The sequence below is a fragment of the Planctomycetia bacterium genome, from assembly GCA_016795155.1.
GTDB lineage: Bacteria > Planctomycetota > Planctomycetia > Gemmatales > HRBIN36 > JAEUIE01.
Window position 1 is genome coordinate 55,077 of record JAEUIE010000002.1, and the last position, 15,871, is coordinate 70,947.

Consider the following 15,871-nt stretch of genomic DNA (forward strand, 5'->3'; position numbering starts at 1 on the left):
TCCTCAATTTCAGCAGACATCAATGCGGACTAATTCGAAGCTATATTTTAGGGTTTTGTGAGCATGTAGCCATGCTGATTCTTGAGGACAAATGAAGAATTTAGCACGAGTTTCTCAGTCAAAAGTACAAAATGAAATGCTTCATGTTCTTTCCCACTATTAATTTGCAACAACGGAGTTTTCATCTATCATGTGACCATCATTTAACGAATGGATCAGCACCATGAAACGAGCAACACTTCTACTGCTTCTGTTAGGATTCACAACCTCTCTGATGGGACAAGCGCAACAGAGAAACCGCCAGCAGCAAGCTGCAACGGATGAAGAAAAACAGCATGCCGAGTATATTCTTGCCAACTACACCAAGTACGAGGTGTTAGTTCCGATGCGGGATGGCAAAAAGCTGTTCACATCGATCTATCGACCGAAGGAAGACAGTCGGCCTTATCCCATCATGTTGATGCGTACGCCTTACAGTGTTGCGCCCTATGGAATAGACAAATACCGCAATCGACTGGGGCCATCTGCAGCATTTGATAAAGAAGGATATATCTTCGTCAATCAGGATGTTCGCGGCCGCTGGATGTCGGAAGGTGACTTTGTCAACATGACACCGCACATCCCCAACAAAAAAGACAACACTCAGGTAGATGAAAGCAGCGACACCTACGATACCATCGAGTGGTTGATCAAGAATGTTCCGAATCACAATGGTAAAGTAGGGCAGTGGGGAATCAGTTACCCAGGGTTTTACACTGCGGCAGGGATGATTGATGCACATCCGGCTCTCAAGGCTGTTTCACCCCAGGCGCCTGTGACCGATTGGTTCATTGGTGATGACTTTCATCATAATGGAGCCTTATTCCTGCCTCATTGTTTCAACTTCATGGCCAATTTTGGCAAGCCTCGTCCGGAACCAACGAGTAAGTATCCATACATGCCGTTCGATCATGGCACCCCTGATGGGTACGATTTCTTCCTGAAAATGAAGGCGCTTAACTATGCAGACAAACTCCATCTCAAAGGACAGGTGGCTTTCTGGAATCAGATGATGGAGCATGGCAATTATGATGAGTTCTGGAAGAGTAGAAACATCCGGCAGTACATCAACAAGGATGTTAAGCCCGCAGTGCTAACCGTCGGTGGTTGGTTTGATGCGGAAAACCTCTTTGGTGCACTCCACGTTGGAAAGAATGTCTCTGCTAAGCCAGGCAACACCCTCGTCATGGGACCCTGGGTGCATGGCGGCTGGAACCGTGGCGATGGCGACAGCTTGGGCAATGTCAAATTCAATGCAAAGACAGGCGAGTACTTCCGTGACAAGATTCAATTCCCATTCTTCCAGCATCATTTACATGACAAAGGAGAGTGGAAGGCGCCCGGCGCATGGGTATTTGAAACGGGAACGAATCAGTGGCGAAAGTTTGATACGTGGCCGCCTAAAAATGTCAGTCTTAATGATTTTCAATTGACTGGAAATGGTCAGTTAGCAATTGCGAGTGACTTTACAAAACAGCCTACAAGACGACCACAATCAGATAACAGTTTTGACGAGTTCATCAGCGATCCCAGCAAACCTGTCCCTTACATCGACAAGATCGGCATTGGAATGGAAAAGGAGTATATGATAGCTGATCAGCGTTTTGCCAGCCGCCGAACGGATGTGCTCACCTATCAGACGGATGTTTTGAAAAACGATTTGACCTTGGCAGGCCCCATCGAAGTGGAACTCGTAGTCTCCACTACTGGTACCGATGCCGACTGGGTGGTGAAGATGATTGATGTCTATCCCGATGATGCTGCAGACCCTGATCCTAACCCTGCCAACGTGCGGATGGGGGGCTATCAGCAGCTTCTCCGTGGCGATGTCATGCGGGGTAAATTCCGCAAGAGTTTCGAAAAGCCTGAAGCCTTCGAGCCGGGGAAACCCACTAAAGTAAGTTTTACCATGCCAGACGTGTTTCACACCTTCCGTCCTGGGCATAAGTTGATGGTTCAAGTGCAGAGCAGTTGGTTTCCACTGGTGGATCGCAACCCGCAAACATTCTGCGATATCTACAAAGCCACCGAAGCGGATTTTCAGAAGGCAACACACCGCGTTTACCACTTCGCTGAAAACGGATCGAAGATTGTGGTAAGAGTCCTTAAATAACTTCTATCCGGACTGACTTGCAACATTGATTTGGAGTAACCCTATCTATGCCTGTACAAGAAGATCATCCCATACTGGCAGCAGTGAAATCGCAGCTGAAAGATCATGGCAAGCCATTTACGATGGCTGTCATGATCAAGATCAAACCTGAATGCAAAATTCAGTTCGAAGCAGCGTTCAAAGAGTGCATCAGGGCTACCAGGCAAGAACGAGATTGCATCGCTTATGACCTCAACAGCAGTTCTACAGATGAGGGCAATTACGTGAATTATGAGCGATGGAAAAGTGTTTCCGCACTCGATGCCCATTTGAGGGAAGCGCATACCCAGACGCTTTTGAGCACGGTTGCTCCATATCTTGCTGGTTCGCCCGACATCAAAGTTTATACTTTTGCAGGTGAGTAGCGTGAGTGAGAAGATGGAACAGAACAGCCGAGTTCAAAATCCGTTGGATTTCCGGATTCCCCATGAACAGGTAGTGGTAGTGCGTGAAACTGATATCGATGAGTTGGGCCATGTCAATAACACGGTTTATCTTCGCTGGGTGCAGGATATTGCGATTGCCCATTGGCAACTCATAGCGACTCCGGAACAGCAGCAGGAAATGGTTTGGATGGTGTTGCGACATGAAATTGATTACAAGGCTGCAGCACGATTGAACGATGAGATTATTCTGCGAACCTGGATTGGAATAGCAGAAGGCTTACGCTTTGACAGGCATACGGAAATACTGTCGATGGTTCGAAAGCCGCTGGCTATAGCGCGTACCGTGTGGTGCCCGGTGGATCCTGTCACTCAGCGCCCGAAGAAAGTAAATTCAGATGTGAGACGAATGTTCTCGGCGGAGAGTTAGCCAGCTGTCGACAATCGTTCCGCAATACTATTTTCAAGAAGTCGCTTCAACGTCGGCAGCCAGTCGTTGCCAATCCATGATATGCCATTAAATGGAACGATGCGTTCGACCGCCCAACGATTTTTTTTGAGCTTACTGACCATTGTGGCCGCTTCATAGCTGTTTGTTGAATGTACGATGACTGGAAATACAGGTTCGATGGTTTGCAGATATCGAACAACATCCATGCCGGTTGCATCACCGCCTGGGTACTTTGTGAAATCTGTGTCGTTCAGATCATGATCTAGCGAAAGGGCAGTAACTTCCTCAATCGAAGCTTGCAGACGTTCGATCAATGGTTTGGGATGATCAAAAACTTCAATGGCGAACATATAGAGTCGATCAGAAAGCCAGGCTTTCATCGCTTCGGCTCGTTCAGCATTGTCCTCGAGTATCAGAATGGTTCTTTTCATGGTTGTTTGCCTTAGCAATTCAATTGTCGTATGCGTGTTCCGAAAGGGCAATACCACATGACCAATTTGACGGAAAATCCAAGCATGCGCAAGCGTTCAGCTACACCGCAAAGTGATCGCTGACTCCTAAACCGGAAAGTGCCGCTCAGGTTGTTGATTTCGGAAACAATACCACGAGTGTCAATTGCTAGTTCCCCAGCGTATAACGCTTCTCTGGCGTTGCCTAGTATCTTTGGATGCACATGCAACCCATCGGGAACGACATGTATGGTTTCTTTGATATCAACCGCATAGGCATATCGACCTGGAGGAATGCCAATATCAATTGCCTTGCTCGAAACAGAGCGCGGATAAGGCATGCGGTCGATTGGCTTTTTGGCTTTTCCAAACATGAATCGTCTTTTCAGGGAAGCAAGGCAATAATAATCCCTGAAACAAGCAATGCAAGGCTGGTCGATCCCGTGCGTATTCACAAACAAAAAGCCCCTGATCATTGCGATCAGGGGCGTCTTGATTATGACATATTGGGTTTGTTATTCTTCCTTAGCACCTGGCAAGGTGAATAGTTGCCCGCCACCGCTACCCATTCCACCCTTGAGTGGCTCACGGGCTGCTTTCTCTTCACTGGTTTCTACTTCTTCAATGACCTCATCATCGTCCTGACCGGCACGTTTGCGGGACAAGCCGATCTTGCGTTCTTCGCGATCAATCTTTAGAACTTTGACATCGATGGTGTCGCCAACCTTGACGACGTTTTCCGGACTGTCGACTTTGTCATCAGCCAGTTCGGAAACATGCAGCAGGCCTTCGAGCCCAGGTTCAAGTTCAATGAAGACACCAAAGTTGGTGATCTTGGTAACCTTGCCCTGAACAACCTGATTCTGCTTGTATCGTTCTGGTATGTCGGTTTCCCAGGGATCGCTCGAAAGTTGCTTCATTCCCAGTGCCACACGCTTGCGTTCCTGATCGACTGCAAGAACCACGCAGTTGACGGTCTGACCTTTCTGTAGCACTTCGTTGGGGTGAGATACTTTGCGTACCCAACTGATGTCGCTGACATGCAGCAAGCCATCGATGCCTTCTTCGATTTCGATGAAAGCACCATAGTTGGTGAGGTTGCGGACCACGCCGGAAACCTGGGTGCCGGTCGGATATTTCTCCGCGACTTTATCCCAGGGATTCGTGTGGCACTGTTTCATGCCAAGCGAAATTTCCTGCTTATCCTTATTGATATTGAGCACTTCGACTTCTATCTTGTCACCGATGTGTACCATTTCGTTCGGATGATTGATGCGTTTCGTCCAACTCATTTCCGAGATGTGGACGAGGCCTTCGATGCCGGGTTCGAGTTTCACGAAGGCACCATAGGTCATTACATTGACCACTTCGCCTGTATGTCGGCTGTTGACTGGGTACTTGGCTTCAACACCATCCCATGGTGAGGCCTGCTTCTGTTTCAGTCCGACTGCGATCCGTTCCTTGTCGCGATCAACATTGATGATGTAGACTTCGAGTTCCTGCTCGATGTGCACCATGTCGCTCGGGTGCTGTACGCGACCCCACGACATATCGGTGATGTGCAACAGGCCATCAATGCCGCCGAGGTCAACAAACGCTCCGAAGTCTGCAATGTTTTTGACAATACCCTTGCGAAGCTGGCCGGGAGCAATCTCTTCCAGAAGCTTCTTCTTTTTCTCGGTGCGTTCATCTTCGATGAGCTTGCGACGGCTGACGACGATATTGCGTCGAGCTTCATCGATCTTAAGAATCTTACAGCGAACATCCTTACCGATGTAATCGCCGATATCGGAAGGCCGACGGATATCTACCTGGCTGGCAGGCAAAAATACGTTCACGCCGATGTTAACCAGCAATCCACCCTTGATCTTTTTGGTGACAGCGCCTTGAACAACATCGCCTTCTTTGTGCTGGCGGATTACTCGTTCCCATTCTTCCTGTCGTTTGGCCTTACGATAGCTGAGCATCAACAGGCCATTGGCATCATCGATATCTTCGAGTAACACTCGAACTTCATCACCCACCTGGGGAGGGCTGACCTTATTAGTGCCTTCATCCCACCATTCGTTGAGGGGAATGATGCCTTCGCTCTTATAGCCTACATCTACCACGACATCGTTATCGTGGATTTCACGAATCTTGCCGACGACCACTTTGTTGGGGTCAAATTCCTGCTGTTGATCGACATAGATACTGGGGAGTGCTTCTTCAGCAGACATGCCAAAGCCGGCAAATGCCTGCTCGATATCCTGCTCTTCAATTTCAAAATCACGAATGAGGTTACGGTTAACCATGAATCTCTCTTGGTTGGATGGCGACAAGCCATCACAGAGTGCCAACGACCCGACGCAGCCACGCAACTATGCGTGGCAACCCATCATCGGGGGACAGGATAGTATAGGAAGAGAGAAGTCAGTAGCTAGTAGCAGGAATACAGGAGGTGGAATCAAATGAGCAGAACCAATTATGGGCATACATGAACTGGAATTTGCCCATTATTCATGGATCCGGATAAGCTACTTTTCAGGGAAAACTTCTGTAGTTCACCCTTTTACAAACAATAGAGTCGATTATTTACCCAGCAATACCTTCCAGGCACGTTCAGCACTGGCTTTGCCAATTCCGAGTGCCTCTTTCAGTAAGTAGTCCTTTGCAATCCAACTCTTTTCCTTGTTGATATTCTTGACCGTTTCACTGCCGATGCGAGCAGCGTAACTGCTGGGACTGATGGGAAATGGAAAGTCAGACCCGTGCAGGAGACGATCACAGATGGCGGTGTTCTCCAACAGTCGAGAGAAGTCGCGAACACGCCCCGCAGTTCCCAGCACGGCAGTGTCACCCCAAAGATTAGGGTAGCGCTTAAGCAAATGAGTGAATGCAGGAAGCTGATCAGGATAGTCGCTGGGCCAGCCAGTACCTGCATGGCACGCTACCACCGTGGGACCTTGATCGAGCATGAGTTCAAGCCGGGCAGGGTTGGCGAGGTCTTTGTCAATGACAGGGGCACTATGTTCGTGGCCGGTGTGTACCATGATGACGAGTTTCAATTCTGCACATCGCTGGTAGAACTTCGTGTATTTTCTGTCCGCAACATTCACCCCTTGGGTGGGTGGATGAATTTTGAAAAGCCTGGCTCCCTGAGTGTGAATACGTTCCAGCTCCTCGAGTGCATCTTTACGTTGTGGGTTTATGCCAGGGCAGGGGATCATCAGGTCCTGATGCTGGGCTGTTATCTTGAATAGGTAGTTATTGGGAACATAGAAGCTGGTACGATTCCAGTCTGCTTCGCCATGAGAATCGTAGATAGCATCCTGGCTCAAAACGGCAACTTTGGTAAGTCCTGATTGCTTGATGTGCTGAATGAGCACGTTGACATAGGCTTCGTCAAGGGTCTTGCCCTGTGTTTTCAGATTGAGTGCAAGAGTGAGAACACGGAATTGAATGCCATTCTGAATGGACTCACTCAGCCTGCAGCCACTGCCGGAATCTCCCGTGCCGAACAGATGCACATGGATATCGAGCTTGGGTTTGTCATCTTTTGCAAATGTATCAGTCTGCACGGTTGCGGTGCTTAAAGCCATCGCAAGCCATTCACGACGATTCATATATGTCATCTAAACCTCCTGCATGATCTGACCCTCAAGGTTAATGGTTTGTTGCAACCCTGAATATTAAAAAGTGTACTCTGTGAACGAAACAGTCATCAGGATGCCACTAATAAGGTGTGAGAGTAAGTATTTGGAAAATGAGAATAGAGGTTGTCATGCGACTGACTTTACGAGGATTACTGGCTTATCTGGATGACCGCCTGGCACATAGCACAGCTTCACAGATCAGCGAACATGTTCAGGAAAACGACAAAGTACGCCAATTAACCGATCGCATCAAGCGGGTGGTTCGTCGTCGCAGGTTAAGTACGCCTGATGTTGCTGAGAGGCAGGATTTGCCACCACATCATCAGGATGACCCCAACGAAGTAGCAGCGTTCCTCGATGGACAAATGAGTCAGGAGCAGGAAGCAGATTTTGAACAGATTTGCATTGATACCGATGTCTATCTGGCGGAAGTGGCTGCCTGTCATCAGATCATGACCTTAGGGATGCAGGCAGTCAAAGTGCCTCCTTTGGCCCGACAGCGCATGTATGGATTAGTGGAAGGCCCCGAAGCTCAGCCATTACGAATCGTGCCTCGGGAATCACGACCTTCCAAACCACCACTTTGGGAGGTTAAGGAGACATTGCCACCTCGTGAAGACGAAGAGAACCAGGCCATCCTGGAACCCCTGTACCATGGTCTGGTAGATTCACGCTGGAAGCAGGGGCTTTTCGTAACAGGCGCACTAATGCTGATGCTGTTGTTCACTGTGGTTGTCTGGAGCATCCCCTGGAACCGCTTAACCCACGAAAATGCAATTGTGGTACGAGAACCAGAAAATCTGGAAATACCAGCTCCAGATGTTGAGAATAAGCCAGAAGTCATCAAAGAGAACAAACAGAATCTGCCTGCTGCAATGCCAGTCATCAAAAATGTAAACGTATGGCCTGTTCCAGTCATCAGCATTGAAGGGCAGCCGAACTGGCAAACCACCGTTGATACCTGGTCGCTTTTGGCAGGCATGGTGGCATCTCGTCCCGGTATCCCCATGAATTGGATGATGAGTCTTGGACAGGAAAGTCAACCCAACGAGCCAGTAGTTACACTTCCTGCAATAGCGAACGCTCAGCCGCGTATTGCTGTTCCTGAACGCACAGCACATATTCCACTTGGTGTCAATGGTGCAGAATCGCTAGGCATGTTTCTGCAACAACGATCGGACGGTGGATACAGTCTCGTCAAGCCGCAGGCATCTGTCATCTCTAATGAAATGCTGATTGCGTTGCCTGGCTACACTGCAAACATTGCGTTAAGTAACGGCTTGAAAATCATATTGATGGGGCAGTTTTCGACAAACCTGGCAAGTCATCCGGTTGCTGAATCCAGGATTTTCCTGCACCCCACCATGGATGCAGTAGCAGATATCACACTGATCAGAGGCTGTGTGATTGTGCAAGGACGCAATCATGATCTGGGTAATTCATTGATCTATCTTCGGTATTCCGGCCTCACGTGGGAAATTACCATTCCATCAGGGGGGGAGCTGGGAATACAGGCTGGCGGACGAGTGATTGCTGGCGAAGGACCATGGAAGTTGGAGGACTTGCTCGATCTTACCGTAACGAAGGGGAACATTGTTGTTAAGCAAGACCAGCAGCAGTTTACGTTGAAGCCAAAGCAAAAGCTGCATTGGGATTCAAGAATGCAGGAAGGCAAAAGTGGAGCTGTCAGTGAGTTGGCTGAGTTGCCAGCCTGGCTGTCGAAATATCAAACCGCACCGCGTGAAGCGGTTGACAGCCTGGTTTCACTACGAAGCCGCGTTCATGCCAGGTTGCAGCAGGATGGCAATGATCACAAATGGTTTGCTCTGGCATGTGATGAAGCCATCGAAGAAGGTAAACTCATCGATCGGCAAGCTGGTTTGTTGGGTATGTCTGCTGTGAACCGAATTGCTCCACTGGTTAAGCTTCAAAACGATCCGCTTGCCAACGGAAGACGCAAGTACAGTCATGACGTTGTTCAACTGTGGTTAAATCAAGACCCTGCACATGCAACTCAACTCAAGGAGATTCTGAAAGCACAAGGTTATCGTGATGAAGATGCCTTGTTACTCCTGGCACTTTACCGAGGAATCGAACAGGCAACACCAAAATCAATACACACTGTTCTGGAAGCCATGGCACATCCTTCAGTAGCAATTCGCGAACAAGCTCATCGTGTGTTGTCGGTTTATGTACCTGAAAGGCCAAACATCTTCGATCCTGTTGGTCCCGAAGATCAGCGAAATAAAGCTATTCAGATCATCAGAAGCAGGTTGCCTGCACAACTAAAAGGTGGGAATGAAACACTTCCACCATAACAGACAGTGGATTTATAACAAATAAAGCGGAACTCTTTTGAGTTCCGCTTTATCCATTCCTGATGGATTTATTAATCATCTGATTCATTAGCAGCAGCAGCAGCAAGTGCCGGGTCAGCTTCCAATTCCTTAACGATGTGCTGATTCAGTCCAGCATCAATTTCCTTGGCTGCAAGTAATAATGCGTTCTTGATAGCTCTTTCCTTGCTCGAGCCGTGGCAGATAATGCAAATGCCGTCAATTCCTAACAGGGGAGCGCCGCCAACTGCTGCGTAGTCGTACTTTTCAGATAACTGCTTGAGTGCGCCTAGCCCTTTAAGCTTCTCGACATCTAGTGCAGAATTCAATGCTTGCCCCGTCATCGTTAGTACGAATTCAAAAAGTCCTTCGCATACTTTCAGAATGACGTTGCCAACGAAGCCATCGCAAACGACTACATCGGTGGCGCCGCGGTGAATGTCCCGGCCTTCGATGTTGCCAACAAAGCGGTCAGAAAGATGGCTGGCTTTAAATAATTCGTAGGTTTCTTTGGCCAAGTCATGTCCCTTGGCAGATTCTGATCCTATGTTCATCAAACCGATCGTTGGGTGCTCTTTATTGCAGATCTTTCGTGCGTAAATGGAGCCCATTACCCCATACTGAAAGAGATGCGTTGCTTTGGGGGCAGCATTGGCGCCCACATCAATCATGACGCAAGGGCCTTTCATGGTTGGCATGACGGTAGCGATGCCTGGTCGACGTACATATTTCAAAAACTTTTTCAAACGCAGGCCGGCAGCAACAACGGCGCCTGTATTACCAGGCGAAACAATCGCTTCGACCTTGCGTTCCGCCATCAGTTGCCAGGTTCGGAGGATAGAGCAATCAGGTTTCTTGCGAAGCCCCAGTAATGGGTGATCTTCCATGGTAAGCACCTGGCTTGCATGGTGAGTGCCTACACGTGAGCTGATTTCTTCAGGCAGGTTCTGGATCAAGGGCTCAATCTGACCACGATCACCAACCAGTGTCAGGATGATATTGGGATTGGTTTGAACAGCTTCGAGAGCACCGGCCACAACTGGGGCTGGTCCGTGATCGCCTCCCATCACATCCAGGGCGATTCGCATGGATTACTTCTCCTCTTTCTCGTTTTCCTTTAACGGATGACGAGATTCTGCTTGCCCTTTCGAAGCATAGAAACCGCATTGGGAACAAACACGGTGAGGAAGTACAGGTTCACCGCACTGCGAACAATACTGGTATCGCGGTGCTTTTGCGGTACTGATGTGGCTACGACGCTTACCCTTAGCTGCTTTAGAGGTGCGTCTTTTGGGTACTGCCATGGAACAATTATCCTTCTTTGTCAGTCATCAATAATCAGACAGATAACTGGCTTGGTTGTTAATTTCCTTAGGGAAAACAAGCGTTGGCCTGTCAATGTTAAGATGCCTGAAGTTGTACAGTTCAGGGCTGATTTTATATGGAAGCAAGGGTACTTGTCTAGCATGTCGACAGAAGGGAAATGTCAGATACGAGTCGGGTTTCAAAAAGCGTATAATTTTGGAATATTTGGTAAAACAATGTTGTACTTCGTGCGTATGTGATCTATAGTGGTTACGTCGTTATACTTTGTTGTATTGAGGTGAAACATGAAGGTACATCGCTTATCCAAACGACATGGCTTTACTCTGATTGAATTGCTGGTGGTTATCGCCATTATTGCCTTATTGATGGCGTTGTTGCTTCCTGCTATTCAGAAAGTCAGGGAAGCAGCAAACAAGATGCTCTGTGCCAGTAATTTAAGGCAAATCGGAATAGCTGCACACAATTATCATGGAGACTATCAGAAACTACCGCCAGGTTATTACGGTCCACTACTGAATAATGGAACCACCAATGTTTCGCCCGATGTCGCACCGGAGCGTGGCCCCTGGATTGGTTGCCTAGTTGTTCTGCTGCCTTACATGGAGCAGGATAATCTCTATAAGCAGTTGTGGGCCACACAACAGAATTTCCCGATGGTTGGCCCAGTTCCATCCGGTCCACCCCTGCAACTCGGTTTACAGCAAGAGCATTTCGGATGGTGGACTGCACTGGGAAATATTCAGCCTGCAACGGGGCAAGTGAAATTGAAGATACTGAAATGTCCATCAGATACGGTCGACGAAGCAACTGTAGAAGGGGCTCTTCTGACAACTCATGTAGCAAATGGTTTTGTGATGGGATTACATCCTGAGGATGTAGGAAGCGAAGCATATGCAGATGCACTTGGACGAACCAGTTACACAGGAGTTGCAGGTGCAGCAGGAAATGGTGAAATCAACAACTTCTATAGCCGGTGGGAAGGTATCATGTGCAATCGCTCGCAATTGACCCTTGGGCAACTCGCGGTACAGGATGGCACCAGCAATACGCTCATGTTTGGTGAAGGCCTTGGTGGCAATGGAGTTGGCACTCGCATCCACGTATGGTCATGGATGGGAGTAGGCAGCATGTCAACGGGTTATGGCTTAGGCAAAGCCAATATCCCTTGCGATGATGATGATCCACCTGCACTCGGGGATACACCGCCAGCAGGACAGGACGGTGCGCATTGGTTCAGATTCAGCAGCCGTCACGCTGCCGGTGTTCAATTCTGTTTTGGTGATGGTTCAGTCCGCCTGGTAAGGTATGGAAACACAACACAGCCATCGATATCTATTACCAGCGATTGGGCGCTTCTCCAACAACTGGCAGGCCGACGTGATGGGTACCAGAACGATACATCAGCCATCCTGGAGTGATTTGGCTGAGCTGAATTAAAGGAAGGAACAATTTCACTTCCAAGCTGAATTAGGACGTAATTATGTATCGTAATGTATTACTGCTGGTGTTCCTGGTTCTCGTGTTGTCGGGATGTAACCCAGGGGCACCAGTAACAGAGGGAAAGATGTCGATTGCTTCCACCAAGGTATTCAGCAAAAATAAGGCTTCTAAATCACCAGCACCTGTTATTCCGAAAAATTAAATTATTTCCTCACATTTTCTTCATGCCCAATCAACTCCGGACCTTGTGTTTCGTGATATGATGCATATACGGTTAAAACTATCTAAACTTCGTAACAAATGATGTCTTTGCAAGCGATTGCAGCTGGTGTCATGCCCGACCTGGCAGAATTCCTGAATGATCTTGAGCATACCCGGCTATTGTCAGCCGAGGAGATGAACCATTATCGAAATACAACAAAGATAGACCCACCGGTTACACCGCAGGAGTTGGCACTGGAACTGGTCCGTCATGGCAAACTCAGCAAGTACCAGGCAGATACTCTTTTAAAAGGGCGATGCAAAGGCCTGGTCATGGGTAACATGGAATTGCTGGCACCTTTAGGGAAAGGTGGCATGGCTCATGTTTTTCTTGCTAACGACCGGCAAACGCAGGAATTGCTCGCAATAAAATTATTACCGCCAAACAAGGCTCAAAAGGCCCCACATCTGGTGGATCGATTTCATCGCGAAGCACTCATCGGCAAGCGCCTGAATCATCCGGGCATCACTAAAGTGCAGTTTCTGCGATATATCAGAGGAGTGCTATGTCTGGCACTCGAATATGTTCCTGGCATGGATATTTACCGTCAGGTCCAGCAGTTTGGCGTGATGCCGATCGGAACCGCGGTTAGATTGATTGCAGATTTGGCAGTTGCACTCAGTCATGCACATCGACAGGGAATTGTTCATGCCGATATTAAACCTGCAAATGTAATAATGTTGCCCCGTGAAGTAAGGCATCTGCATCAGGGAACAAGATGTAAGGTTCTGGATTTTGGATTAGCAATCGACTTAGCGCGACCTCCTGAACGTGCCAGCCTCAGCGGAAAAGGTAACATCGCTGGAACTATTTCTTACATGGCGCCTGAGCAAACATATCCTGATAAATTGCCTCTTCCGGCCTCTGATCTTTATGCACTAGGGTGTACGTTGTTTTATACTCTCACAGGCAAGCCACCGTTTAACATTGACAGCAAAATGTCAGCCAGAGAAAAGATTGCTCATCAACGCCATTCTCCCCCACCTGAGATTTTGGACTTTGTTCCGACTGTGCCGATGGAACTCGCTCAACTTCTTAGTCAGTTGTTGGCAAAAGACCCAGCTCGTAGACCTTCATCTGCACAACTGGTTGCAGAGAAACTACGTGAAATTGGAAAAGGTCGATGAACACTAGATAACGCTGTGTTGATCAGATCGTAATATGTAATTAAATGAAACTGAGGCGAATCGAATTCGGGGATCATAATGTCTCAACGTGTGCTGTCAGTGGGAAATTGTGCATATGATCAAAGCAACCTGCAACGTGTGTTGAAACAGCACTTTCGTGTTGAAATTGATTCGGCTGATGATGCGGTAAGTGCTAGAAAAATGATTAACGAAAATGATTATAAGATTGTGCTCATAAACAGGGTATTTGACTCCAATAATGAATCTGGTGTTGAGTTCATTAAGCAGTTGAAGAAAAATGAATCAAAAATCCCTGTTATGTTGGTTAGCAATTTTGATGAGTATCAGCAGCAAGCAATGGCTGCAGGAGCAGTGCAGGGGTTTGGTAAGTCAAGTATTGGTCAACCGGAGTTTGTTGAATTGATGATGCAGTATCTGAACTGATTGAAGTATTGCCTCCAGTGTTCTTCGCAGTAGGCTGAAAGAGTAGTCACTGATAAGGATTTCTATGTCCTCGCTGTCCTTTTTAGACAAATGGCCAGGAAGCGTGCAGAAGCAGGCTCCGCTTGCACCTTTAACTTCACTACGCATGGGTGGGCCAGCTTCAGCATTGGTCACTCCAGACAGCATCGAAGTACTTTATGAGATGCTCACACAGGCAGCTAGGAATCAGGTGGGTGTCAGATTCCTGGGTAGTGGAACAAATATTCTCGTTCAGGATACAGGGTTTCAAGGCCTAGTCATTCAATTTACTGCTCCCTGCTTTCAGACAATTGAAGTCGAGGATAACAAAGTATCTGCCAAAACAGGCGTCACCCTTGGACACTTGCTTTCGACTGCTGCGAGGAGGCAACTCGGCGGTCTGGAAAGCCTGGTAGGTTTCCCTGGTACTGTCGGTGGGGCGCTCAAGAATGATCTGAAAGTGAAAACAGGCCCACTCAGTCAATATGTCAGTCGCGTTCAATTACTAGATTCGCATGGTAAAGTAGCCTGGCATGCCCGAGATGAAATTCCCATCGATCAGTTACTTTCTACTCCTGATGGCGCAATTATCCTAGGGGCGGAATTTACACTGCATCACGACCAGAAGGAATCCATCATTAAACGAATTCGCAAGCACTGGATACATACCACAACGAATCAGCCCTTACGGCATGAAAGATTCGCCAGATTGTTTCGTGATCCACCTGGCGGAACAGCTAATCAGTTAATCGTCAAGGCAAGCGTTCAATTAAGCAAAGTTGGCAGTGCTTCACTTAGTGAACGTGATGCCAACTATGTTGTGGTGACAGGCGACGCCAAAGTAAACGATGTGCTTCAATTGATGGAACTGGTTCAAACCCATGTTGAAGAAAGACTCGGCGAAACACTTCAACCAAGTCTGGTTATCTGGTAAACGTTAGGAAATAAACTGTAATTGAACTTATTCTGGTTAACGGGATTTCTGGATGGCTCGTCTGGCAACTCCACCTCCTGATAGTTCACTAGAGGAATGGAGCAGACGCCTGGCGTGCCTGGTGTGTATAGTGATTCCGATATTACTGCTTGGGTTGCTGTTACACCAAAAGCCTCTCGAATCCCAATTCCGATTGCGCTGGGACGATCTTAGGTTGTCAGCTGTTCCCCCGATGCCTGTAAAAGACTTCCTGAATGAGGTACGGGCCGCTGGTCAATTTCAGGAAGAACTGAACCTCCATGAAACTGAACTGCTTGAGCGTCTCCGGGAAACCATTCAACGACATGAATGGGTTGAATCAGTTCAAAGGGTAGCACTGGTATCACCAAGGCAATTGCAAGTTGATCTGACATTCAGAAAACCGGTGGCCAAGATTGAAAATGGATCACAAGTTCACTGGGTTGATCAACATGGAAAGTTGTTGTTGCCGGTTGCTCAAAAATGGAAATGGAATCTGATTTCAATTGTCGGATGGAACGATCGTCAGGAAGAATCAAGTCAATGGCTGGTGCAAGCGGCCAAAACAGCACAGCAGCTAGAAAATGATGTATCTCAGTGGAATCTTAGCAGTATTCAAATAGCGAATTATCCAGCTCTGGACGTTTCAGAACTTCGACTGAAGACTAAGGGTGGTACCAGTATCATTTGGCAAACGTTGAAAGGATCGAATGTAGAAGAGCCAACTTTTGAGGAGAAGAAGAGTCGAATCAGGATTTATCTTGAACGGTATGGAACACTGGACGTTCCTGCAGGCTACGTGCTCGATGTGCGAGTGAAGGAAGGATTGCAGCGAAAGCCCGTGCAGTAATGAACTT

Annotated in this window: 15 protein-coding genes; 9 read left to right on the forward strand and 6 right to left on the reverse strand. The window is 47.9% G+C overall.

What is annotated here, in order from left to right; translation table 11 throughout:
• Positions 1-223: 223 nt before the first annotated feature.
• The 3 genes from JNJ77_00245 to JNJ77_00255 are packed head-to-tail and all read left to right on the forward strand — an operon-like array spanning position 224 to position 3,004.
• Positions 224-2,152, forward strand: coding sequence for a CocE/NonD family hydrolase (locus tag JNJ77_00245; GenBank protein MBL8820988.1), 1,929 nt, complete (start codon positions 224-226; stop codon positions 2,150-2,152).
• Positions 2,153-2,199: 47 nt separating this feature from the next.
• A complete protein-coding gene (locus JNJ77_00250) occupies positions 2,200-2,556 on the forward strand; it encodes an antibiotic biosynthesis monooxygenase (GenBank protein ID MBL8820989.1) in 357 nt (118 codons plus the stop codon).
• A 13-nt stretch (positions 2,557-2,569) separates the two neighbouring features.
• The gene (locus JNJ77_00255) at positions 2,570-3,004 is read left to right on the forward strand and encodes an acyl-CoA thioesterase (GenBank protein ID MBL8820990.1); all 435 of its coding nucleotides are present in this window, start codon (positions 2,570-2,572) and stop codon (positions 3,002-3,004) included.
• On the opposite strand, the gene JNJ77_00260 is transcribed toward JNJ77_00255, so the two are convergent.
• The 4 genes from JNJ77_00260 to JNJ77_00275 all read right to left on the reverse strand — a co-directional run bounded on the left by JNJ77_00260 (position 3,001) and on the right by JNJ77_00275 (position 7,088).
• Positions 3,001-3,456, reverse strand: coding sequence for a response regulator (locus JNJ77_00260; GenBank protein ID MBL8820991.1), 456 nt, complete (start codon positions 3,454-3,456; stop codon positions 3,001-3,003). The two genes, JNJ77_00255 and JNJ77_00260, sit on opposite strands and share 4 nt — an antisense overlap.
• Before the next feature lie 11 nt (positions 3,457-3,467).
• Entirely contained in the window at positions 3,468-3,848 is a 381-nt protein-coding gene (locus JNJ77_00265) for a hypothetical protein (protein ID MBL8820992.1), read from the reverse strand.
• Between the two features lie 141 nt (positions 3,849-3,989).
• Positions 3,990-5,768: a 30S ribosomal protein S1 gene (locus JNJ77_00270; GenBank protein ID MBL8820993.1), complete on the reverse strand. Its 1,779-nt coding sequence runs from the start codon at positions 5,766-5,768 to the stop codon at positions 3,990-3,992.
• Positions 5,769-6,044: 276 nt separating this feature from the next.
• Complete coding sequence (locus tag JNJ77_00275; GenBank protein ID MBL8820994.1) at positions 6,045-7,088, reverse strand: amidohydrolase; 1,044 nt, start codon at positions 7,086-7,088, stop codon at positions 6,045-6,047.
• Between the two features lie 149 nt (positions 7,089-7,237).
• Between JNJ77_00275 and JNJ77_00280 the strand changes: the two genes are divergently transcribed.
• A complete protein-coding gene (locus tag JNJ77_00280; GenBank protein MBL8820995.1) occupies positions 7,238-9,427 on the forward strand; it encodes a hypothetical protein in 2,190 nt (729 codons plus the stop codon).
• Between the two features lie 71 nt (positions 9,428-9,498).
• On the opposite strand, the gene plsX is transcribed toward JNJ77_00280, so the two are convergent.
• Complete coding sequence (gene plsX / locus JNJ77_00285) at positions 9,499-10,533, reverse strand: phosphate acyltransferase PlsX (protein ID MBL8820996.1); 1,035 nt, start codon at positions 10,531-10,533, stop codon at positions 9,499-9,501.
• A gap of 3 nt (positions 10,534-10,536) precedes the next feature.
• Positions 10,537-10,749, reverse strand: coding sequence for a 50S ribosomal protein L32 (gene rpmF, locus JNJ77_00290; protein MBL8820997.1), 213 nt, complete (start codon positions 10,747-10,749; stop codon positions 10,537-10,539).
• A 306-nt stretch (positions 10,750-11,055) separates the two neighbouring features.
• Between rpmF and JNJ77_00295 the strand changes: the two genes are divergently transcribed.
• From JNJ77_00295 to JNJ77_00315, 5 genes are all read left to right on the forward strand, one after another.
• Complete coding sequence (locus JNJ77_00295; GenBank protein ID MBL8820998.1) at positions 11,056-12,189, forward strand: DUF1559 domain-containing protein; 1,134 nt, start codon at positions 11,056-11,058, stop codon at positions 12,187-12,189.
• 355 nt (positions 12,190-12,544) lie between these two features.
• Positions 12,545-13,600, forward strand: a complete 1,056-nt coding sequence (locus tag JNJ77_00300; GenBank protein ID MBL8820999.1) for a serine/threonine protein kinase — start codon at positions 12,545-12,547, stop codon at positions 13,598-13,600.
• A gap of 78 nt (positions 13,601-13,678) precedes the next feature.
• Positions 13,679-14,044, forward strand: a complete 366-nt coding sequence (locus JNJ77_00305) for a response regulator (protein MBL8821000.1) — start codon at positions 13,679-13,681, stop codon at positions 14,042-14,044.
• A gap of 64 nt (positions 14,045-14,108) precedes the next feature.
• A complete protein-coding gene (locus tag JNJ77_00310; GenBank protein MBL8821001.1) occupies positions 14,109-14,996 on the forward strand; it encodes an FAD-binding protein in 888 nt (295 codons plus the stop codon).
• Between the two features lie 52 nt (positions 14,997-15,048).
• Entirely contained in the window at positions 15,049-15,864 is an 816-nt protein-coding gene (locus JNJ77_00315) for a hypothetical protein (GenBank protein ID MBL8821002.1), read from the forward strand.
• Positions 15,865-15,871 lie beyond the last annotated feature (7 nt).